Here is a 20103-nt window from a genome sequence, read left to right as displayed (position 1 = left end):
ACGACTCTAAGAGGACAGTTGCGATACAGAACCTAAAAGCGCGACGCGATGCACGTTCTCTGCGAGCGAGTCCTCTTCCGCGCTGATCTCGGTGCTATCGTTGACGATGCACGGGACCGGTGCGGTCTTCGCCAAGCGCTTCTGCTTCACTAGAAGCTCAAGGGCACGATAGCGCCTGCCGCCGGCCGGAACCTCGAACATGTCGGTTTCCCGGCCTTCGGCATCGAGGATGGCTCGGACATTGAGACTTTGCAGCAGGGAACGCCGGGCGATATCTTCGGCGAGATCCTCGATCGAGATGCCCGCCTTGGTGCGGCGGACGTTGGATTGAGCCAGTACCAGTTTATTGAAGGGGATATCGCGCGATGGCGACAGCTTGATCTTCTGAACGGCTTTTGCCATGTCAGTTTCTCCAGAACGGCCGGCCGAAAGCCTCTCTCTCGGCCTCCAAGCCGCTCACGGAGCGAGGCGCCGCCCTCTTGCTCCAAGAGGGCAGCGCCACGGAACAGGCGAAACGGAGAAGGCCCGCAGACACGCGAATTGGGTTTCCGCGGCTTGGTAGGAGTCAGGCGGCGCGATCCAGAAGCTTCTTCGCCTTCGCCTCCATATCCAGGCGGGCATCCTGATGCGGCTTGTCGCGCGCGACGGCGGTGATGCCCTGCACGAAATCGAAGATGCTCTCAGGCGGGCGGCCCTCCTCCGCAAGGACCGCGTTGATCACCTTGGCTGTCTCGGCTTTGGAGAAGCCACGGCGGCGCAGAAACTCGGTGCGATCCTCGTCACTGTGCGCCACGATCCGCTCGCGCGCGGCCTTGATGCCGTTGACGAAGGGCATGGGGGACGAGTTGGCGAAGTTCAGCAGCGCGGGCGCAGCTTCGTGAGCAAAGCGGGAAGCTGCGTATTTGGAGTGACGGATGATGATCTCCTCGAAATCTTCCACACCCCAAAGATTGCGATTTTGACACACGGCCCGGAGATAGAAGCTCGCCATGCCGAGCGTCTTGGCCCCGACTTCCGAGTTCCAGCAATAGAAGCCTCGGAAATAGAGGTCGGGCGAGCCGTCCCGGAGACGGCCAGCTTCGATCGGGTTCAGGTCGTCGACCAGGAAAAGGAAAACGTCCCTGTCGGATGCATAAAGGGTGGTCGTGTCCTTCGCAATGTCGACCCGGGGATTGTAGATTCCGGTTGACCAGTCGAGCACGCCGGGCACCTTCCAACGCGTATCGCCCGTGCCATTGCCGGCGATGCGCTGCACAGCCTCAACCAGTTCATGGTCAAAAATCCTGCCGTAGTCTGGGCTGGTGACGGCGCGAAGCTCAACACGGCCATCGTCGGTCTCGAGCGTCTTGATCTGTTCGGCGCGATTGGCGGTCAGGCCATATTGCAGATTGATGCCTGCGAGTGCCGCGGGGAGTTGCCGCAGGTAGGCGGCGGGAGCGCCGACCTGGCTTGCAAGCTGGCCGAAGCTCCAGTGGGTAGGCGCGACCGGCGTGTCCGAGCCGGGCAGCATCAGGGCCAAGCGCTCGGGGTCGGCGCGGTTTGCTTCCACATGGATGAGCGCGCTTTCGACCACGCGCGTCCGGCTGCGATCCGTGCGATCACGCACCGTGCGGGCCAGTTCGTTGAGCGACAGATAGCGCTCGTCTGCTGGACGGGAAAACCACTCCGAGGACACCCGACCGACGCGCTCGCCGCGACTGACGTCCACTCTGTAACCGCCGTTGGCGTCGCGGCGGGCGTCAAGAACCTGCATATTCATGGGAGCATCTCCATGACGGGCGCCGGAAGACTCTCCTCCAGCCCTTAACCCGTCAGTGCGCCAAGCGCAGCCCTCTAACTCTGATCTGAAGGAGGAAACCGAGTTGGAAGACCGATCGCATACGGCATGAAAGCCCGGAGGGCGCGGAGCGAAGCGGAGATAAAGGAAAAGGCACCCGGCGCGAGGCAGTGATAGCGACGCCGGCATAAAATGACGGCGGGACCCGCGACCGAGTGCAGTCGCGAGACCGGTTAACAAGGCACCCGCGTTCGGGGCAGTGATAGCGGCGCCGGCATGAATGACGGCGGCCCCTAACGCGAGAGCCTCCGGCGAGCGACACATGATCTGCGCAAGGGATCGAAGCCGAAAGGCGTGCGCCGTTGTGGCGTGAAGAAGAAGGGAGTGTTCGAAAGAATGGAGCCTGCTGGTTATGGCTCTTACTTGCCCGGCTTACCGGTGTCGGAAACGACTGAGACTCCGAAAGGGGAACGGGACCAGAGCATGCCGGGAAACGTCTCGAAATCGGGCGCCGCAGCCCGGTGGAGAGCACAGAGTAAGGTGTGCATGGTGAAAGCTGTATTGCCTGAATCCCAGTTTCCAGTCGCCAAAGGGCTGGCAGTAGCGAACGCGGCTGACACGCTACGCCACGCGGGGCGGATCGCACCGGCCAGTGCGAACTGCCACCAGTCCGCGTGGGACGACCACCATCCGTGGGTCAAGGAGACGAATGGGACACCTAAACACACCGCAACTCCCCGCACACGTAACTACGGGATCGCCTGCAGCAGGTTCGTTTGCGAACCTGTATGGCGACGGAGCCGTCGTAGTACCCAAATGCCCGACGTAATGGCCGGGACAGCCGCCGCGAGGCGGACGATCATGCGTATAAGGCCGGGTGACCGGACCGAAAGCGCCTCCGATCGGGGGAAGGACGATGCCGCCAATAACGGCATGTGCAGTATGCGAAGAGAAGATTCTTCGACGGAGAGGTTCTGCTGATGCAGGCCGTCACCATCCAGAGGAGAATTGAATCACTGCCGACTTTGTCGCGGTCGGGTAAGCGCGTAAATGGCCTTCACCGCCTGATGAGATGTCCGCATCTCTTCGAGTGGGCCTACGAAAAGGTCTCCCGCAACAAGGGAGCTCTGACGCCCGGTGTAGATGGCAAGACCTTCGACGGCATGTCGCTGGAGAAGCTCGCCGACATCGCCAGGCGCGTGGCAGATGGCACTTATCGCTTCCGGCCAGTCCGGCGGGTTTATATCCCGAAGGACAACGGCAAGACACGACCGCTGGGTATCCCCACGGTGGAAGACCGGCTCGTTCAGGAGGCGGTCAGGATTCTACTCGAAGCGATCTATGAACCTGTGTTCCTCAATGAATCACATGGGTTCCGCCCGGGGCGATCCTGTCATACCGCACTCAAGCTCATCAAGAAGAGTTGGACGGGCTGCAAGTGGCTGGTCGAAGTGGATGTGCGTGGGTTCTTCGACAACATCGACCATGACATCCTGCTTGGGCTTCTAAGGAAGCGGATCGATGACGACAGGTTCATCGGTCTGATCGAAGGAATGCTCAAAGCAGGCTACATGGAAGATTGGGTCTTCGGACGCACTTACAGTGGCACGCCACAGGGCGGCGTTGTCTCGCCCTTGCTCGCCAACATCTATCTGCACGAGCTGGACCAGCACATGCAGATGATGAAGGCGGACTTCGACAAAGGCCGTGAGCGACGTCCATTCCCGCGCTACGTGGCGCTGGAACGGCGCGTCCTCAGTCTCCGCCGGAAGATTGAACGGCTCCGTGCCGAAGGCGCGGATCGGGCCGAGATCGATGCTGCATTTGCGGAGATCAAGGCCATCAATAAGGAGAGACGGAAAGTGCCTTCCGTCGATCCGATGGACCCCAACTTCAAAAGGCTCCGCTACTGCCGCTATGCCGACGACTTCCTCATCGGCGTGATCGGGAGCAAGCGGGAAGCGTGTGAGATCATGGCCTGCGTCGAACGATTCCTGACGGAGACCTTGAAGCTCACCGTGTCGCCCGAGAAAAGTGGGGTCTACGCCGCTTCCAAGGGAGTGACCTTCTTGAGCTATCGCATCTCGACATACACATCCTACGGGGCTGGACGAAAATCCAGCCGCAAGGGTCCGGCTGGACGGACATGGCGCGTGATGCGTCGGCCGACCACCGGAAATGTCAGCTTGCGGGTGCCGCGAAAGGAAGTCACCAAGTTCTGCAAGCAACACGGCTATGGCGATCTCGCCAAGAAGACCGGCAGTCCGCGCGAGCAGTTCCTGGTAACCAGCGACGTTGCAACCGTCCTCGCCTATAACTCAGAGTTCCGTGGGTTTGCGAACTACCATTCGTTCGCCGACGACATCAAGAGCGCCTTGGGATTGCTGGAGCTCGTCGTGTTCCGCAGTCTCGTGAAGACGCTGGCGATGCGACATCGGACGACGAGAGCAAAAACCATGGCGCGTCTGTGGAAAGGCACGGACTACGAGGTTAGCTCCGTGGTCCGTGGTAAGCTTCGCAGCATCAAGCTGTGGAGACTGAAGCATCTGACCCGAGCCTACTGGACAAGTCCGACTATCGACAACGTCACGGCAGGTGCGTGGTGGGTCAAAAGCCCAAATGATCTGATCGATCGACTTAACGCTCGCAAATGCGAAGCGTGCAGCGATACGACCGGACCATTCGAGATGCATCATCTCCACCGCCTAGGTGACCTGCGAAGCGGATCGCTGACGGTCTGGAAACGGTCCGGTTGGCGGCGCAAGACCATTGTCCTGTGCCCGTCATGCCGTGCAGCCGTCTCCGGTCGAGAGCATGCGCGTACGGAAAGCCGTGTGCATTGAAAAGTGCCCGCACGGTTTGGGGGGAGGCGTAGGGATATCCTCTTCGAGGTTTCTCGCGCCTACCCTACCGAGACGCGTCAGCGGCTCGGTTCACGAGAGATCCTATGCAGCAGACAAGAGTGCTCCAATAGGCGCTTCTGATTCGCTGACACAGGAGATGAACATGAACGGTCAAACCAATTTCACCGCGAAAGCAGAGCCCGAAGATTTCAAGAGTACGCTCTTTCTGGCCATGGAGCTGAGTCGCGCAACCTGGCTGGTAGCGACGTTCGCGCCGCGGCTCGGCGACAAGATCAGCGTGCATGCGATAGCAGGCGGGGACACGAAGCGGTTGTTTGAGCTCATCGACCGCCTGCAAGCCAAGCTTCGAGGCAAGGGCGTTGGCCGGGTGCGGACGGTATGCTGCTATGAGGCAGGCTACGACGGGTTCTGGTTGCACAGGGTGCTCGTCAACCACGGCATCGAGAACCACGTCCTCGATGCGGCGAGTCTTCCGATCGATCGTCGCGCCAAGCATATCAAGACAGACAGTTGTCGCGTGGTTCGGGCGCCAACGCCCGAGGAAGAGGATGCGCGGCGGCTCCACCGTGAGCGGCAGCGACTGGTGCGCGAACGTACTGGCCATCTGAACCGGATCAAGGCCCTTTTGATAACGCATGGCATTCGAGCGCTCCGGATCACGGATGGAAAGTGGTGTGAGCGTCTTGACAAGATGCGGACCGGCGATGGTCGGACGATTCCGGCGCGGCTGAAGATCGAGATCGAGCGCGAATGGAAGCGGCTCAAGGTGGTCGCCGAGCAAGTCCGGGAGGTCGAAGCCGAACGCGACAGGCTCGTCAAAGGAAGCGAACCATCAGGGGACGCTTGCACCGAAAAGATGCGCCAGCTCGTCAAGCTGCACGGTATCGGCGCCGAGTTTGCCACAGTGCTGACGCGGGAAGTCTTCTATCGACCGTTCCATAACCGCCGGCAAGTTGCCAGCTACGTCGGCTTGACACCGGCCCCCTACGACAGCGGAGACACCAAACACGACCAGGGAATCAATAAAGCCGGCAACACACGAGCCCGTGTGATCGCCGTGCAAATGGCTTGGCTGTGGCTCAGGTACCAATCGAAAAGCGAACTGTCCCTTTGGTATTACAGGCGCGTCGGAGACCTGAAGGGTCGCGTCCGGCGCATCATGATCATCGCGCTCGCGCGCAAGCTGGTGATCGCTCTCTGGCGATATGTCGAAACCGGCAAGGTTCCGACAGGTGCCATCGTCACTACTTGATCAGTTGAATGAGTTTGGCCCACGCTTCCGGGCCAATGCCGGGACGGATGTGTGACTGAGGATGCCGGGTTGGCCTTATCAGCCGTACGAGAGATGAGTCCCATCCATCTTGGAGCCAAGCTGCCACGAGTATGCAGGATTTTGGTACGAGCCGCTGGCGCTCGACCGGATATAAGTTGATGCGGCTGCCACGGTACAGCATGCAGGCGGGACAACGGCTCCAGTCCTGATTGTTCGCGTTATGGAAGCGGGCGAAGCGTACGCTGCCGTATTCTTGGCGGAGCGATCGTGACCCGAATGGGCCGAGACCGCTTGCGGGCTCGGTTGAGCGGTCGCTTGGCCGCGAGATAGAGCGCGACCCCGCCTGGCGCGGGGTCGCCCCATCCAAACAGTGATGGCATCAGATCGTCAAGGAAGAGCAGCAACTGAGCTCTAAAACCCGGACCATTTCCTCCAGCGTGGTTCATCGGCAGAATCACCTCCGCTGCGACTTGCCACGTCACCGCTACATAGGCGAAACCCGGATTCGCGGTCGCGACGGTCTTTTGGCCCCTCGGACTGTCGAACCTGAACTCGACCAGCGGTACCCATTGGTTTAGCGGCTCGCCCTTTGGCGAAGAACCCGTGAAGCGGTTAGTCAGATAGAGCGTGCTGTATTGGATGGAGAGGCCCCAATGTAGCGTTTCGACGGCAGGCGAAGAAAGATTCTGGAAGCTGCCCGTCGCGAGGTTAGGCACAAGGGCTCGGCCGCCTGAGCCGACAGGTTCTTCGTCAACGATCGAGCCCGTCACAGCGAACGGACGAAGCCATGAGAGCGAGTCGGGAAGATCTCCAAACCCTTTGCCGAAGGTTACGCCCGCCTGGATCGTGTTTGGTGCGTCTGCTCCAACACCGATAGAGCCGGAGTGAGCGATGCCCCAGGCAAGGCTCATCGACACCAGCGCCTCATGTTTGTTGTCACGATAGGCCTCGTATTTGAGGCCGAGGTTGGTTTTGTCGAAGCCAGAGGTGTGGCCGATCGCCCAGCTCTGATGAATCCAGCCGCTATCGAGGGTTGCTGCGAGCGTTGGCGTCAGGAGGCGTGCAAAAGCCCAGTTGATACGGTTCTCGGTTACACTGCTGCCTTGGGTCGGATAGCCGAGATAAGAAAAGTTCGGAACGATCGCCTCATCGGCAACCGCGGGATCGTCGAAAGTCATGGTACCGGCAAAATAGCGATTGCCGGCGATGCCGTGCGCCTGGGCGGATTCTGTCCATACGACCGCCGCGAACAGGAGAAGCCCTCGGTATATCAATGTCGGCTTCATCGGCTCGCTCGGCACAATTCTCACGTTCGGGGGCACCAAACGGCACTTGATCAATATAGGGTACCCCCTTATATTACCCTAATGCATACGATCAAGAACAAATCCAAGCTCACGAGCCGTGTCCGTCGCATCAAGGGACAAATCGAGGCCATCGAGCGCGCGCTGGAAGCCGAACTCGGCTGCGCTGACGTGCTGATGCTGGTCGCCTCGGTTCGAGGTGCCGTGAACGGACTGACAGCTGAGCTTCTCGAGGACCACATCCGCCATCATGTGGTCGATCCCGCGCATGAGCCGGACCCTGACAAGGCAAAAGGAGCCGAGGATCTCATTGAGGTCGTGCGGACGTACCTGAAGTAAGCGAACGAGGATTGCCATGAGCGAGACCAGTAGCGCGGCCCTTCCGGCCCTTCATAGCCATGTGTTCCTTTCTGAGGACCATCAAAAAAGCGAGCGCAAAACCTGGGCCGTGATCTGGCTGTGCGCCGCAATGATGGTCGTCGAAATCGTCGGCGGCTGGTTGTTTGGATCGATCGCGCTCATTGCCGACGGACTTCATATGAGCACACATGCAGGTGCTCTGTTGCTCGCGGCACTCGCATATACTTACGCTCGGAAATACGCGGATGATCCGCGCTTTACGTTCGGGACCGGCAAGCTAGGCGACCTGGCTGGCTTCACCAGCGCGATCATCCTGGCGATGATCGCGCTTCTGATCGGTTATGAAGCTATCAGCCGCCTTTTCGAACCGGTCCCGATCCATTTCACCGAAGCGATTCCGATTGCCATTCTTGGCCTCGCGGTCAACGTCGCCAGCGCGTGGCTTCTTAGCGGGGGTCATGGTCACGGGCATGGACATAGCCACGGCCATGATCATGCTGACCACGAAGAGGATGACGAAACGCATCGGATCGCGACCGATGCTGGCGCCGTGATATTGGAGGTCTTCGAGGACGGAATGCCGCCGCGATTCCGGCTGCGCTCGGAAAACAGCGGCATCAAGCTTTCGGCGGCGGCTGCCTCTGTGGAAACCGTGCGTCCGGATGGCGCCCAGCAGGTTTTCACGCTTGAGGATCGCGGCAGCTATCTGGAATCCGTCGAGGAAATTCCCGAGCCGCACGCTTTTGAAGCCAATGTCAGGATTGGCGCGCAAACATATCCCTTATCGTTCCAGGAACATGAGCACGCGCATGGATCGGCGGCGCGCGATCACAATATGCGGGCCGCGCTCGTCCATGTTATGGCCGATGCCGCGGTATCGGTGCTGGTCATCGTCGGCCTTCTGCTCGCGCGCGCTTTTGGCTGGCACTGGATGGATCCTCTGGCGGGTATTATCGGCGCGTGTGTGATCGCCAGCTGGTCGTTCGGACTCATTCGCGACACGGGTGCCATTCTTCTCGACATGAATCCCGACCGCCGGATGGCCGACAATCTCAAACGCTCAATCGAGGACGACGGCGATCAACTCGTCGATCTTCACCTCTGGCGATTGGGGCCCGGTCATCTCGGTGCTATCGTCTCGGTTGCGACAGCAAAGCAACAGGAAGAGCAATACTACCGGGCCAAGTTAGCGCGGTTCCGGTCCCTTTCGCACCTGACCATTGAAGTCAAACACATCAACCGGACGTTCACAGCCGTTGTTGCGTAATTCCGCTTTGTGAAGGTTTTCGGATGCCGGCCCCATGATGGTGGCGCGGCGCACACCGGGGGCCGGCGTACGCAAACCTCCAAGGGAGGAAACCGCGGGAGGGGGTACGTGGATGGCGCAGCGTAGGCTATGGGGATTTGAGTGCCGCGGATGAGGTGTGTGAATGGAGTCGAGGCGCTCCGGCAAGCCGGAGGACGATGAAACGGCTGCTGGATGAGCGGCGGGTCGCGTCGATTGCGGTGAATTGTCGGACGATTTGAGACGACGACTGGATATCCGAGCGCGCTCTGCCGTGGCCGGTCGAGAGCCGGCGAGCGAGACGAGGAGATTTGCGGGATTGTGACGCGATCATGAGGTGTCGACCCTGATTACGATGGATGGAGCTGTCGGCCGATGCCGCGGCGCTGTACCGCGCTCGAAGACCTCGATGATGATCATGCGACCGCCGCAGCATGGACAAGTCGGCTTGCCGAGATCGATGGCGGCACCGGCGGGCTCTGCCTGGGAGTTTGAAACGGCGAGCAGCTCACGCGCCTGCGCGATGTTGTCGGCGCGCGTGCCGCTGGCGAGCAGGCCGTAGTGGCGGATGCGATGCAAGCCTTTTGGCAGCACATGGATCAGGAAACGTCGGATGAACTCGCCGGTGGCCAGTGTCATGACCTTCTGGCGATCAAGACCATCGGCACGATAGTCCTTCCATCGGAAGGTGACACTGGTGCGGTCGCAGGCGATCAGCCGGCTGTTGGCAATGGCGACGCGGTGGGTATAGCGCGACAGATAGGCCAGCACGGCCTGTGGCCCGCCGAACGGCCGTTTTGCATAGACGACCCACTCGCTCTTGCGCAGCGGCGCGAGATAAGCCGCGAACGCCTGCGCGTCCGCGAGAGCGGCCTGATCGCCGAAGAACTTCAGGCGGCCGGCCTGGTGGGTGGCGACGAGCTTCTCCAGAAACAATCGCCGGAACAGGCGGGAGAGCACGCGCACGGGGAGAAAGAACCCCGGCCGGCAGGACACCCAGCGCAAGCCGTCGGGCGAGATGCCGCCGCCTGGCACGATCATGTGCACATGGGGGTGATGGGTCATGGCCGAGCCCCAGGTGTGCAGCACGGAGGTGATGCCGATCCGGGCCCCAAGATGCTTCGGGTCGGCGGCGATTGTCAGCATGGTCTCGGCCGAGACCTTGAACAACAGATCGTAGAGGACGGCCTTGTTCTGGAAGGCGATGTCGGCGATTGGCCCAGGCAGCGTGAACACCAGGTGATAGTACGGCACCGGCAATAGCTCGGCCTCGCGGTCGGCGAGCCAGTCCTTGGCGGCAGCACCCTGGCACTTCGGGCAGTGCCGGTTGCGGCAGGAGTTGTAGGCGATCGTGGTATAGGCGCAGTCCGCGCAGCGCGCGACATGACCGCCGAGAGCTGCCGTGCGGCAGCGCTCGATTGCCGACATCACCTTCAACTGCTCGAGGCTGACATGGCCGGCATGGGCTTGGCGCCATGCCGGTCCATGGTCGCGGAAGATATCCGCAACCTCCAAAGCCGGACGCGACACGCGCGCGCGTCAGCCGGGCGGCGGCCGGACCTCCTTGAACTTGAGCGCGATGTGCTCCAGCGGGCTCATGACCTCGCTGATCGTCTTGGTGGCAACGCGGGTATAGAGCGCCGTGGTGTCGAGCTTGGCGTGACCGAGCAGCACCTGGATGACGCGGACGTCGATGTTCTGCTCCAGGAGGTGGGTGGCGAAGCTGTGCCGCAAGGTGTGCAGCGAGACGCGCTTTTTGATCTCCGCCATCCGGGCAGCGGCGTGGCAGGCGCGATTGAGCTGGCGCGTGGTCACCGGCTGCGCCGGATCGCGGCCCGGGAACAGCCAACCCCGGGGCCGCGCCGCCCGCCACCAGGTGCGCAGCAGGTCGAGCAGGCTCGGCGAGAGCATGACGTTACGGTCCTTGCCGCCTTTGCCCTGCTCGACGCGAATGATCATTTGCTTGCTGTCGATGTCGGAGACCTTGAGCGAGACCACCTCGGCGGCGCGCAGGCCGGCGCCGTAGGCTACGCTCAGCGCCGCCTTGTACTTCAGCCCCGGCGCGGCATCGAGCAGCCGCGCCACTTCCTCGGGGCTCAGCACCACCGGCAGCTTGCGGGGCTCGTGGACGAACGTGGTGTGCTCGACGATATCGTGGCGCCTGAGCGTGACCCGGAAAAAGAAACGCAGCGTCGATACGGTCTGGTTGATGGTCGGTACACCAACGCCGCTCGCCGCCAAGTGCAGCTGGTAGCGGCGCACGTCCTCGAAGCTCGCCGTATCGGGTGAGCGCCCGAGAAACGCTGCGAAGTTCTTGACCCGTTGCACGTAGTCATGTTGGGTCTTCGGCGCGAATTTGCGGATCGTCATGTCTTCGATCATGCGCCGGCGCAACGGGCTTACTGCCTCGTCGGTCATGGGGATGCTCCTGTCTTGAGTGAGGTTGTCGAAACCCCTCAATCTCAAGACAGGACGCCCCGTTGCGCTATCGTCTTGGCTGTGTCGCCTGCCGCAGCGCCCTACCGCGCGAGCGGTTTAGTCCTCTGGATGGCTTGCGGAAGCCGCTTGGCCTAAAAGTCCAATGGGCAAGTACGGGCAGGACCTCGACTTGCATGAATTTTCGCCCCAAGTCTCCATCACCACTTCGCGACCGAGGTTTACCCCGGTGGAATGTCCGCATTGGCCAGTAGCGGACATCGCCGATCGGCGAAAACGCTGGGGCCGCGATGGTTTTGGTGGGCCATTGGTGGGTTGAAAAGGCTCAGTTCATATAAGCCCGGTCCCGCAGGGAGGCGCCGACAGGCCACCCAGGTTTGTGCGGGAGATTTCATACCTATTCTATTCCGGCTGAGACGGATCGTGGCGGGAGGCAACCTACTTCGTGGCGCGGCCCTTCCTCTCTGGCAGCGGTGGTATTGCGGCAAGCGAAAAGAGCCGATTCCTGGCGTCATATTGAAAAACAGACGTTTTTTGTCGATTTTTGCTTATGGCGCTTTACCATTGGGGTGGCGTCGTCTTTACGTTGCGCCCGGCTGATCCACCGATGCTTGTTCCTACCCGGTCTACTAACGTTATTTTCCGTTCACATGACGAGCGAAACGTAGTTCGACTCAAAGATCCTTTGATCGCTTTCGATTGCAAGTCTGAGATGGCAATAGAGCGACCAGTATTTTCGCCAGAGCGAACCGGTCAAAGGCACATAAGAGACGTTGAGGCCAATCTTTTGCGCCGCCTCCCAGCCGATCATCTGGCCGTGCGACGGATAGGCGTTGATGTCCATCAGATCGCTCGCGATCTTCGAGAAATTCAAGCCGCGCCGTTTCAACAGATTTTCAGCGAACAGACGCGCGCGGTCGCGCACCGAACTGAACTTGCGCACCATGGTCGGGTCGAACTTTTCAAAGCTGATTCGATTGGCGGGATCGTCCGGTGCGTCACGCAGTGACTGTCTCGCCTCTTGAAAAGCGTTGAGATAGGTCAGCACAGAATGAATCACGTCGTTGCCGTTACCGTCTTTGAGCGACACCTGAGGATCGATCGGCCCCAGTTCCGATGAGTCGCTCATGACGATCGTGTTGGCGCCAAGCGCCATCAGCGTTCCGGCGCTCTTGGCATAGTCCGGTACGATAACGCGGAGCTGGCCTTGCTCACCCGTCGCGCTGCGCACCAGCGTGATCAGCTTTTCAGCAGCGTCGACGTCGCCCCCCGGCGTATGAAGCATCAAGTCAATCGGTTCGCCTGGCGTCACATTGTGGAGCATATCGACAAACCCAAGCGTATCAGCACGGTCTACCGCGGCTTTGGTTCCCGCAACATAACATAGAAGTTTTGGGTTATCGGTCTCGATGTCCCGAATCAGGGTTTGCCGCTGATAACGCGCCGCGTGCATCGCGGTGAACATCGGTGTCTTCTCGATCGCGCGCGGCGGCTGCGGCGCGACCGGTTGCGAGTCATCTTCAGTTCCTTCGGTAATCGTCATCGATCGCTGTCCTTGACCCATTCTACCCGGCCGTTTCGAATGAAGTAATGGCAGCGCCTGCCCTTAACGTGAGAGTCTATACTTGGGGAGACGGTCAGCGGGCTGACGTGCTGCAACGCCCAGCGCGGCCGACGGCCGGGATCAGCGTTTAGCATGATTCTGTGGCCGGTCCGACAAGGACAATCAAACACGATCCATTTTACTCGTCCCTGATCGGCGACGAGCGCGGCGGCATTGTACGGCAGGCGGTCCGGAATTTCGTCGGCCGACTCCGCCGCGCCGATGATTCGCCAGCGTTGGAACGGGAGCCACTGCCACCAAGCAATTTTCATTCTGCCGGCCATAACTGCCCAAGAAAGGGCTCTTCGTCGCCCACGCCCCACTTGGCCTGCGCGGCATGGCAGTAGTGAGCATCGCGCGGCAGGGCGCGGTTCGTCGAAATCTCCCGCTCGTGCAGTCGCAGGAGCGTCTCATTCGGCCGCTCAGGCGGCCCGTAACCGATCAATCGGTCGAGCAGTTCATTGACCGCCGCCGCCGCGACCGCGGTCGTAAACGCGACAACCGCAGGCTCCACTTGCCCGAGTGCGGGGGCGTATCCCTCATCGGCCAGACGCTGTCGCTCTTCGGGTGTTTTCAGTTCCGCGGACGCCCGCGCCATGTCGATACGATTGCGACACACGAGGCAGGCGCTGCCCGGCGCGAGGATCGTCACGCGAGCGTCGATACCGCTCAGGGTTCCTGAGCTGTCGCTGCTGAGCAAGACACCCAGATCGATCACAGGCGTGAGGAAATAGGTCGACAAGCGCGACAGCACGAGACGCCCTGCATTGTCGTCGGTGCAGCCGAACACCACGTCGCTGGCACACAGCGATTTGGCCACGGGCTTCAACGTCGCCATGCCCTGGATCGTCTCGCAGACCAGATCCGGCGCAATCGCCCGCAGGTGGTCGCGCAGTACGTCGACTTTAGGCCGCCCCACATCACGCAGGGTTGACCCGTAGACGCGGGTGACGTTGCTCGCCGACAGAACGTCATTGTCGACCAGGAAAAGGTGGCGGACGCCGAGACGCACAAGCTGTTCGGCAACGGCTGACCCTGTCCCGCCCGCACCGACGATCGCGATCCGCAAATCGCCCAGCACCGACTGGATGGCGGGGCCGAATGCGCGGACGTTGCGATCAAAAATCGCGTCGGACACCGGAGCACTTGCGGAAATCTTTTGGATTAGCCGCCATCGCTCGCCGACCGACCAAACACGGTCGATCAACGACATGCCGTCGGTTTCGTGCTGCAAAGCGCCGCTGAACGCGAACCCCGATCCGCGCGGCGAGGCGATCAACGTGCCATAAAAACCGCTGCCGCTGCGAAGTTGAAACAAGTCCGCGATGTCGCGATCGACCTGTTCGTCATGGTGGCTCGGCAGGGGGACGCCGGTCTCGCCCGGATGCGTATGAAACCAGATCGGGATCGCTGCATCGGCCTCTGCGCGGCCGAGCGCGCCGACATAACCTTCGGACCGAATCTTCAAATGCCAGGCGCTCTGCTCGGCGTAGGCGCTTAGCTCAACCCAGTGCAGGCTTCGGCCCAGCAATCGAACGGCGTCGCCCGTGACGACACGACGCGCGAGAAGCACGCCGGCGCACTCAAGCGGGTTGCGAGCTCCGGAAATGATTTCGTCGGTGATGGGATCAGGAAGAACGAGCGTAGTCGTCATGCGGCGCGCGACCTTGCCGCAGCTTCGAGTTCCTGGCGCACCAGCGCCAGATAGCTCTCCAGCGAGTCGACGCCCGAGCGCCACTGGCCGGGATTGAAGTGCCGCGACCAGCGCTGCCAGGTACGCCCGAGATGGCTCTCCTGAGACTCGGTCGCTGGAATGACCTGGCCGTCGGCGCGCCGCACCGCCGGGCAAAACCACCACATGTCGGGCGGCACATCGGGATATCCCGGCGACAGCCGCAGCAGCAGGTCTGCACTCGCCTGTGTAAAGCCGGCCGGCAACGGAAAGGACGGGATCACGACACAGATCATGCCGCCGTCGAACGAGACGGCGCTGCCGGGGGCGCGCGCCTCGAGGTGAGCCTGGTCGATCGGCGGAAGCATGACTCTTTACCCCTCCTCCGCGCCCGGATTGATCTGCGCAGGCGCCGTGAAGAAACGCAGGCCGTTACGAATCTCGACCCGCGTGTTGACCTCGATCTTTAGGTCCGAACCGCCCGGAACGACCTCGAAGAGGTCGCGATCCGGCCCGATGTCAGGCTCGGGCAGCCGCCGCAGTTCCGCGCCGGTCAGCACGTCCTGATGAACCTTGTAGGTGGTGCGGTCGATCTTGATCTCAAAAACCTTGGGCCGGTCGTCATGACCGTGGCCGCCGTCATGTTCTGATTCGCTCATTGCTACCTCCATTAATTGCCACCAAGATACCACATCACCACAGTGATTGACAAGTCTGCTGACTCGATGCTAGGGTGGCGACCATGAAACAGGCTAAAGCGATGACCGTTCGCCTCTCGGAAGAGCAGGCGCAGGCGCTCGAAATGGTCGCAAACGTCGAAAACCTGCCCGTTTCCGACGTAATCCGGGCGGCCATTACCTCGCATATCGAGACCCGGCGGCGTGACCCTGGCTTTCAGGCAGGGCTAAAGGACCGGATTTCGCAGGCGCGTAAGCTGCTCGACCGATGATGCTCGGTCTTGCCTATAGCGAAATCCCGACCCTAACCTCCAAAGCGGTGTGATGATGAAAAAGACGGTCAAGCAGCTGGTCGGGAAAAGTCAAGGCCATGTCCTCGGCGAGCGGACGTTTGCCGCCATCACCGCCGTCGAGGGAATCAGCCTCAGCGCAGCCGGCCGCAAGCGCCTGGCGTCCATGAAGAAGCGCAAGCTGACGACCGAGCAACAGCGCTCCGAGGTCGTCCGCGCCTATAGCGAAACCAAGAATCGGTGATGGCGTTCGGAGGCTACGACGCCTTCGACGATCCGTACTGCTACAAGGGAACCGGTACCCTTAGGAACAAGCTGGGGATCCGCGACGCCGCGACGCTCGAGTCCTACGAGCTCGAAATGACGACGCTGCGCGCGAAGGAGCCCTTGCCAACGGGCAATTTTGATCCGCGCCACTACCGCCGCGTTCACCATCATCTCTTCCAGGACGTCTATTCATGGGCGGGCAAGTACCGCACGGTCCGCACTTCAAAAGGCGGCAACCCGTTTTGTTTCCCGGAGAACATTGCGTCGGCAATGGACAAGGTTTTCAGAGAACTTGTCGACGGCGCCGCCTTCACAACGAACGATCCGGACCAATTCGTCGGCGACATCACCCACTTCCTCGCCGAGCTGAACGCGGTCCACCCGTTCCGCGAAGGCAATGGCCGATCGCAGCTGTCCTTTATCGACATGATAGGCGCACGCGCGGGATTTGCGTTCGACTTCGCGCGTGTCGAGCGCGACACGTTCTTGCCGGCCATGATTGCAAGCTATGCGGGAGACCTTGGCCCGCTCACGCAGGAATTGTCCGGGCTTTTGCACGTGACCAATGCATAGAACCGACCGTCCGGCGACAACACGCGGCGCGCATGTGACAAAACCTCGACAGTTGTCGGCAAGTGCGGAGGTCGCGTCGTTCGATGATGTGAGGGTGACGCACACGGCCCGTCAGTCGCCTCGGCCGCCGTAAACAGATTTTGTCGAGATCGCATTTTCTGTCGCCAGTCGCGCTGTCCGAAGAATGCTGCATTTTTCGGACATACGTCGATCGGCTGGCCGGGCGACGCGGCGCGCTGACACAAGCCCGAAGCAATGCTTCGACCTATCGCGTGCTCTCGCTAGTATTTCGTCCTGACGTAGGTTCCGAACGTGCCATAGCAGTCGTAGCCGGTTCGGTTGTTTTTGTGCTTGTTCAAGCTGGCGTCATAGCTTTTCTTATTGAAGGTCTTGCCGCAGACAGAACATTTGAACACATAAGTCGGGCCACTCATGCTCTCAAAGCCTGCGCTGCGGGGTTGCCGGCGGATGGGCGACCGCCGAACCGGCGGCGTCCCACGCAAGCCGAAACCTCCGCCGCCATAGGCGCCGGCGCTGTTTGTCGGCGGAATGCTTTGAAGACCGGACGGCGTAAGTTCGATCGGATAACGCGGCGAGAACGGCGTTTGCGTGGGTTTGACGCCGAGAATGCTGTCGACCAAGTAGCTGCGGGACTGTCCGTTGTCCGCGCGCACGGCCATCAGCAGCACGTCGCCTGCTTGCGAGCGCTGAAGGGAATAAGCTTCGATGGCGCGCGTCGAGCGATTGCCCTGCTTGTCGCGATAGTCGATTTCGACGAGCAGCCGGTTGGCGGCGGCGAACCGGATCATCTCGACGAAGCTCTGGCCTTGGCCTCCGGGCGGAAACGCGATGATGCGTTCTCGGATGAGCGTATCGCCGGCGCCGATCGGCATCGGCGCGAGCGGCTGCGCGATCGCGCCCTCCAGCCAGGCGAAGATTTCCGGGAGCGCATCCCAGAACGTCGCGACCGGCAGCAGAGCAGGCAGCTGGTGCTCCAGCATATGAATCCAACCCGCCTCGAGATCGGCGCGGTGAGGTTCGAGGTCGGCGATCCGCGGAACGCTGATGCCCTTGAACTCGCACTTGGCGCGCAGGACGTCCATGAAGCGCTTCGGTTCCGGCCGCGCGTCGCCATTCCGATAGAGGTGCACAACGTCATAGAGGTCACGCGGTCGCGTCCGCTCGGCGAGCGCCCTGAATTTCTCGGCGAACGCTTCGATATAGTCGTAGGCGAGAACCGCGATTCCTTCCTCGGGCGCGTCGCCATATGGGTGGAAGATTTGCGCAAGCACCGGCGGGAGAACGACCCGCTCGTCGGCCGTCAGGTCGAGTTTGATGCGCGGAAGACCATGGGTGGAGGAGACCGGTCCTTTGTAACTGATTTTTCCCTGGCACGAGAGCTGACCGCGCGGATTCTGGTAGATGTCGAATTCCTGCTTCTCGGCGGGGATCTCAATGCCGGTCTCCTCGTAAATCCACTCACCAATCTCCGAAAATACCCGGCGCAGGAAATCGGCGTCGAGATGCTCCGGTTTGGTGAGCGTAAAATCGAGATCTTCGGAGAACCGGTAGGTCTCGAAGAAGCACTTCTTCAGGCATGTGCCGCCTTTGAAAATCCAGCTCTCCGCAAGCTCTTCGTGCTCGTAGATGCCCGCGAGCATCCATCCGAGCACATAGTCCTTCTCGACGACATGGGGCGTGAGAGAAGTTTGCTGAGCGACCGCAAGGATTTCGCGCTTCTCAATCATATAGTCTCCCGGCGAGCCCAGCGCTGAGGCACGCGCAGGCGCCATTTTGTCGCGACGTGCGGCCCGTCCTGGTCGGGGTCAAGTTTCGCGTGGCCGCCGCTCAGGTGGCGCTCGCAGAGGAGAGCAAGTCCGGCGCCCTCGGGGAAGCGCTCTGCAATAAATCCGAGTCGTTTGAAGACCGCTCCATTGCCGAGACGCGTCGCATAGTCGATGAGCTTTTCATCGTCTCGATCGTTGCGTCGAAGATAGCTGACCAGGCAGTCCGACACATGCTGAATGCCGCCACCGATGGCGGGATCATCGAACATGTCGATGGTCGTGCGATGGACGTCGGATACCGGCACCCGCGTTTGATGGCGCCAGACGCTCTTCGTGCCAAACATCTTCCGCTCGTCGATGTGCTTTAACGAAAACGGCGTGCCATGCCGCTCCTGGCGTTTCTGCCGCACGGCCTGAGCGGTCATCACGAAAACGTCCTTGAAAATCTGTTCGGTTAGATCCCAATGCTCGGCCGCCGTTCGCCCGCCGATATAGGCCGGCGCAAAAAGTGCGGGAACGAGCACCCATGGGTCATCGAGGACCCGATCGGCGCCCATCGTATCGATCGACGCAGCGACATAGGCGCCGCGGCCGACGCGCCTCAACCAACCTTGCTCGGCCCAGCGCGAGAGCCGCTGAGCCGCAGCTATTCGGTCAAGGCCGAGAGCAGTTACGACATCATCGACGTGGATAACATCGCCCGCCGCGGACAACACTCGCACAAGCTGGGCGCGGCCTCGGGGAAGGTTGTCATGCGCTTGTTTCATATGCTCCAATTCGCAGGATTCGCGAAATATGGCATATTGAGTAACAGGTGCGGACGCGATTGTCTATTGCGCCGATAGCGAAATTTCGCATTTAGTGCGAATTTGAGCACTCACGATAAGAGGTCGGGGAAGTGGCAAGCCGGGAAGCCGTTATCGCAGCCAGACTATGATAACTCATATCTTTTCAAGTCACTCAGCCGTGAAGCGTGGATATGCCTGCCCACGCGGGCAGTAGGCGACACGAGCTCGCATTCGCACATTGGGATCAACATCTATGGAGATCCTGATGACCGCACCGCCCGACCTTGTCCCGCTCGCCGCCCTGTCCGCCTCGCTTTCCGGGCTTGTCGCCGCGACTGCGCCATCGATCGTCGCCGTCCACTCGCACCGCGTCCGGTCCTCCGGCTTCCTCTGGAAACCAGGTCTGATCGTCATCGCCGACGAGGCGCTGGCCGAAGAGGGCGACGTCACCGTCACGCTTGCGGGCGGCAGGCAGGTTTCCGCCAAAGTTGCGGGCCGTGACCCCACGACCGATGTCGCGCTCCTGCGCGCCGAGACCAGCGACGCTCCGGCTGCGGCGCTCAGCGACGCCGTACCGCCCGTCGGCGCTTTGGCGGTAACTATCGGCGGCCGGGACGGAGAAGCGCTCGCCGCGCTCGGACTGGTCGCGACGTCAGGCCCCGCCTGGCGGTCGATGCGCGGCGGCGAGATCGCCGCGCGGATCGAGCTCGAACTGTCGCTGCGGCGGCAGGCCGAAGGCGGCCTCGCGCTCGATGCGTCCGGCCGTGCGTTCGGCATGACGGTGTTCGGTCCGCGGCGCCGCGTGATCGTCATCCCGGCGGCGACGATCGCCCGCGTCGCCGCCCAGCTCGAAACCCATGGCAAAGTGGCGCGCGGCTATCTTGGTCTCGGCCTCCAACCGATCCGCCTCGACCGCGACGGCGGCGTCGGCGCGATGGTGATGAGTGTCGACGCGGACGGGCCCGGAGCGAAGGCCGGCGTCCATCAGGGCGACGTCTTGCAAGCCTGGGACGGCCAGCCGATCGGCTTGGTGAGTACGTTGCTGCGCGCGCTTGGACCCACCAGCGTGGGCAAGACCGTTGCGCTGTCGATCCGCCGCGGCGGCGAAACCCGCACCATTAACCTTGAGATCGGCGAAAGGCCTTGA

The 20103-nt window shown here is 61.4% G+C and carries 20 protein-coding genes; 8 read left to right on the top strand and 12 right to left on the bottom strand.

What is annotated here, in order from left to right:
• Positions 1–6: 6 nt before the first annotated feature.
• Complete coding sequence (locus tag HL671_RS36265) at positions 7–402, bottom strand: ParB/Srx family N-terminal domain-containing protein (RefSeq protein ID WP_172243643.1); 396 nt, start codon at positions 400–402, stop codon at positions 7–9.
• A gap of 163 nt (positions 403–565) precedes the next feature.
• Positions 566–1759, bottom strand: a complete 1194-nt coding sequence (locus HL671_RS36260) for a DUF932 domain-containing protein (RefSeq protein WP_172243640.1) — start codon at positions 1757–1759, stop codon at positions 566–568.
• 998 nt (positions 1760–2757) lie between these two features.
• On the opposite strand from HL671_RS36260, the gene HL671_RS36255 reads away from it, so the two are divergent.
• Both HL671_RS36255 and HL671_RS36250 read left to right on the top strand, forming a co-directional pair.
• A complete protein-coding gene (locus tag HL671_RS36255; RefSeq protein ID WP_210264254.1) occupies positions 2758–4620 on the top strand; it encodes a reverse transcriptase domain-containing protein in 1863 nt (620 codons plus the stop codon).
• A gap of 163 nt (positions 4621–4783) precedes the next feature.
• A complete protein-coding gene (locus tag HL671_RS36250) occupies positions 4784–5893 on the top strand; it encodes an IS110 family RNA-guided transposase (protein WP_246579807.1) in 1110 nt (369 codons plus the stop codon).
• Positions 5894–6132: 239 nt separating this feature from the next.
• Here the strand turns inward: HL671_RS36250 and HL671_RS36245 are convergent, their stop codons facing one another.
• Positions 6133–7200, bottom strand: a complete 1068-nt coding sequence (locus HL671_RS36245; RefSeq protein ID WP_172243637.1) for a hypothetical protein — start codon at positions 7198–7200, stop codon at positions 6133–6135.
• Positions 7201–7281: 81 nt separating this feature from the next.
• Here HL671_RS36245 and HL671_RS36240 point away from each other — a divergent pair, with 81 nt between their 5' ends.
• Together HL671_RS36240 and dmeF are read left to right on the top strand one after the other, a co-directional pair.
• Complete coding sequence (locus HL671_RS36240) at positions 7282–7557, top strand: metal/formaldehyde-sensitive transcriptional repressor (RefSeq protein ID WP_172243634.1); 276 nt, start codon at positions 7282–7284, stop codon at positions 7555–7557.
• A 16-nt stretch (positions 7558–7573) separates the two neighbouring features.
• Positions 7574–8845, top strand: coding sequence for a CDF family Co(II)/Ni(II) efflux transporter DmeF (gene dmeF / locus HL671_RS36235; protein WP_172243631.1), 1272 nt, complete (start codon positions 7574–7576; stop codon positions 8843–8845).
• Positions 8846–9193: 348 nt separating this feature from the next.
• On the opposite strand, the gene HL671_RS36230 is transcribed toward dmeF, so the two are convergent.
• From HL671_RS36230 to HL671_RS36205, 7 genes are all read right to left on the bottom strand, one after another.
• Positions 9194–10393, bottom strand: a complete 1200-nt coding sequence (locus HL671_RS36230; RefSeq protein WP_172243612.1) for an IS91 family transposase — start codon at positions 10391–10393, stop codon at positions 9194–9196.
• A 9-nt stretch (positions 10394–10402) separates the two neighbouring features.
• On the bottom strand, positions 10403–11281 hold the full coding sequence (locus HL671_RS36225) for a tyrosine-type recombinase/integrase (protein ID WP_172243609.1): 879 nt from the start codon (positions 11279–11281) through the stop codon (positions 10403–10405).
• Positions 11282–11945: 664 nt separating this feature from the next.
• Positions 11946–12842 carry an SDH family Clp fold serine proteinase gene (locus HL671_RS36220; protein ID WP_172243606.1) on the bottom strand — a complete coding sequence of 299 codons (897 nt, stop codon included), beginning with the start codon at positions 12840–12842 and terminating at the stop codon, positions 11946–11948.
• On the bottom strand, positions 12839–13174 hold the full coding sequence (locus HL671_RS39250) for a ubiquitination-like system serine protease family protein (RefSeq protein ID WP_316199681.1): 336 nt from the start codon (positions 13172–13174) through the stop codon (positions 12839–12841). The genes HL671_RS36220 and HL671_RS39250 overlap by 4 nt, the downstream gene beginning before the upstream one ends.
• Entirely contained in the window at positions 13171–14556 is a 1386-nt protein-coding gene (locus tag HL671_RS36215) for a ThiF family adenylyltransferase (protein WP_172243604.1), read from the bottom strand. The genes HL671_RS39250 and HL671_RS36215 overlap by 4 nt, the downstream gene beginning before the upstream one ends.
• Positions 14553–14942, bottom strand: coding sequence for an E2/UBC family protein (locus HL671_RS36210; protein ID WP_172243601.1), 390 nt, complete (start codon positions 14940–14942; stop codon positions 14553–14555). The genes HL671_RS36215 and HL671_RS36210 overlap by 4 nt, the downstream gene beginning before the upstream one ends.
• 6 nt (positions 14943–14948) lie before the next feature.
• Complete coding sequence (locus HL671_RS36205) at positions 14949–15233, bottom strand: multiubiquitin domain-containing protein (RefSeq protein WP_172243598.1); 285 nt, start codon at positions 15231–15233, stop codon at positions 14949–14951.
• 83 nt (positions 15234–15316) lie between these two features.
• On the opposite strand from HL671_RS36205, the gene HL671_RS36200 reads away from it, so the two are divergent.
• The 3 genes from HL671_RS36200 to HL671_RS36190 are packed head-to-tail and all read left to right on the top strand — an operon-like array spanning position 15317 to position 16381.
• A complete protein-coding gene (locus HL671_RS36200; RefSeq protein WP_172243595.1) occupies positions 15317–15523 on the top strand; it encodes a DUF6290 family protein in 207 nt (68 codons plus the stop codon).
• A gap of 52 nt (positions 15524–15575) precedes the next feature.
• Complete coding sequence (locus HL671_RS36195; RefSeq protein ID WP_210264253.1) at positions 15576–15785, top strand: hypothetical protein; 210 nt, start codon at positions 15576–15578, stop codon at positions 15783–15785.
• Complete coding sequence (locus HL671_RS36190; RefSeq protein ID WP_172243589.1) at positions 15785–16381, top strand: Fic/DOC family protein; 597 nt, start codon at positions 15785–15787, stop codon at positions 16379–16381. The genes HL671_RS36195 and HL671_RS36190 overlap by 1 nt, the downstream gene beginning before the upstream one ends.
• A gap of 281 nt (positions 16382–16662) precedes the next feature.
• Here HL671_RS36190 and HL671_RS36185 read toward each other — a convergent pair whose 3' ends face one another.
• Both HL671_RS36185 and HL671_RS36180 read right to left on the bottom strand, forming a co-directional pair.
• Positions 16663–18129, bottom strand: a complete 1467-nt coding sequence (locus HL671_RS36185; protein ID WP_172243586.1) for a nucleotidyl transferase AbiEii/AbiGii toxin family protein — start codon at positions 18127–18129, stop codon at positions 16663–16665.
• Positions 18126–18935 carry a type IV toxin-antitoxin system AbiEi family antitoxin domain-containing protein gene (locus tag HL671_RS36180; RefSeq protein ID WP_172243583.1) on the bottom strand — a complete coding sequence of 270 codons (810 nt, stop codon included), beginning with the start codon at positions 18933–18935 and terminating at the stop codon, positions 18126–18128. The genes HL671_RS36185 and HL671_RS36180 overlap by 4 nt, the downstream gene beginning before the upstream one ends.
• A gap of 274 nt (positions 18936–19209) precedes the next feature.
• Between HL671_RS36180 and HL671_RS36175 the strand changes: the two genes are divergently transcribed.
• A complete protein-coding gene (locus HL671_RS36175) occupies positions 19210–20103 on the top strand; it encodes a S1C family serine protease (protein WP_246706059.1) in 894 nt (297 codons plus the stop codon).

This window comes from Bradyrhizobium denitrificans, from assembly GCF_013179005.1.
Lineage (GTDB): Bacteria > Pseudomonadota > Alphaproteobacteria > Rhizobiales > Xanthobacteraceae > Bradyrhizobium > Bradyrhizobium denitrificans.
The sequence above is the reverse complement of the archived record's forward strand: the minus strand, read 5'-3'. Positions and strand labels throughout refer to the sequence as shown.

Excerpts from the sequence above, each read along its gene's own strand:
- HL671_RS36265 (WP_172243643.1), bottom strand. The coding sequence starts at position 402 with ATGGCAAAAGCCGTTCAGAAGATCAAGCTGTCGCCATCGCGCGATATC.
- HL671_RS36260 (WP_172243640.1), bottom strand. The coding sequence starts at position 1,759 with ATGAATATGCAGGTTCTTGACGCCCGCCGCGACGCCAACGGCGGTTAC.
- HL671_RS36255 (WP_210264254.1), top strand. The coding sequence starts at position 2,758 with ATGCAGGCCGTCACCATCCAGAGGAGAATTGAATCACTGCCGACTTTG.
- HL671_RS36250 (WP_246579807.1), top strand. The coding sequence starts at position 4,784 with ATGAACGGTCAAACCAATTTCACCGCGAAAGCAGAGCCCGAAGATTTC.
- HL671_RS36245 (WP_172243637.1), bottom strand. The coding sequence starts at position 7,200 with ATGAAGCCGACATTGATATACCGAGGGCTTCTCCTGTTCGCGGCGGTC.
- HL671_RS36240 (WP_172243634.1), top strand. The coding sequence starts at position 7,282 with ATGCATACGATCAAGAACAAATCCAAGCTCACGAGCCGTGTCCGTCGC.
- dmeF (WP_172243631.1), top strand. The coding sequence starts at position 7,574 with ATGAGCGAGACCAGTAGCGCGGCCCTTCCGGCCCTTCATAGCCATGTG.
- HL671_RS36225 (WP_172243609.1), bottom strand. The coding sequence starts at position 11,281 with ATGACCGACGAGGCAGTAAGCCCGTTGCGCCGGCGCATGATCGAAGAC.
- HL671_RS36220 (WP_172243606.1), bottom strand. The coding sequence starts at position 12,842 with ATGACGATTACCGAAGGAACTGAAGATGACTCGCAACCGGTCGCGCCG.
- HL671_RS39250 (WP_316199681.1), bottom strand. The coding sequence starts at position 13,174 with ATGAAAATTGCTTGGTGGCAGTGGCTCCCGTTCCAACGCTGGCGAATC.
- HL671_RS36215 (WP_172243604.1), bottom strand. The coding sequence starts at position 14,556 with ATGACGACTACGCTCGTTCTTCCTGATCCCATCACCGACGAAATCATT.
- HL671_RS36210 (WP_172243601.1), bottom strand. The coding sequence starts at position 14,942 with ATGCTTCCGCCGATCGACCAGGCTCACCTCGAGGCGCGCGCCCCCGGC.
- HL671_RS36205 (WP_172243598.1), bottom strand. The coding sequence starts at position 15,233 with ATGAGCGAATCAGAACATGACGGCGGCCACGGTCATGACGACCGGCCC.
- HL671_RS36200 (WP_172243595.1), top strand. The coding sequence starts at position 15,317 with ATGAAACAGGCTAAAGCGATGACCGTTCGCCTCTCGGAAGAGCAGGCG.
- HL671_RS36195 (WP_210264253.1), top strand. The coding sequence starts at position 15,576 with ATGATGAAAAAGACGGTCAAGCAGCTGGTCGGGAAAAGTCAAGGCCAT.
- HL671_RS36190 (WP_172243589.1), top strand. The coding sequence starts at position 15,785 with ATGGCGTTCGGAGGCTACGACGCCTTCGACGATCCGTACTGCTACAAG.
- HL671_RS36185 (WP_172243586.1), bottom strand. The coding sequence starts at position 18,129 with ATGATTGAGAAGCGCGAAATCCTTGCGGTCGCTCAGCAAACTTCTCTC.
- HL671_RS36180 (WP_172243583.1), bottom strand. The coding sequence starts at position 18,935 with ATGAAACAAGCGCATGACAACCTTCCCCGAGGCCGCGCCCAGCTTGTG.
- HL671_RS36175 (WP_246706059.1), top strand. The coding sequence starts at position 19,210 with ATGGAGATCCTGATGACCGCACCGCCCGACCTTGTCCCGCTCGCCGCC.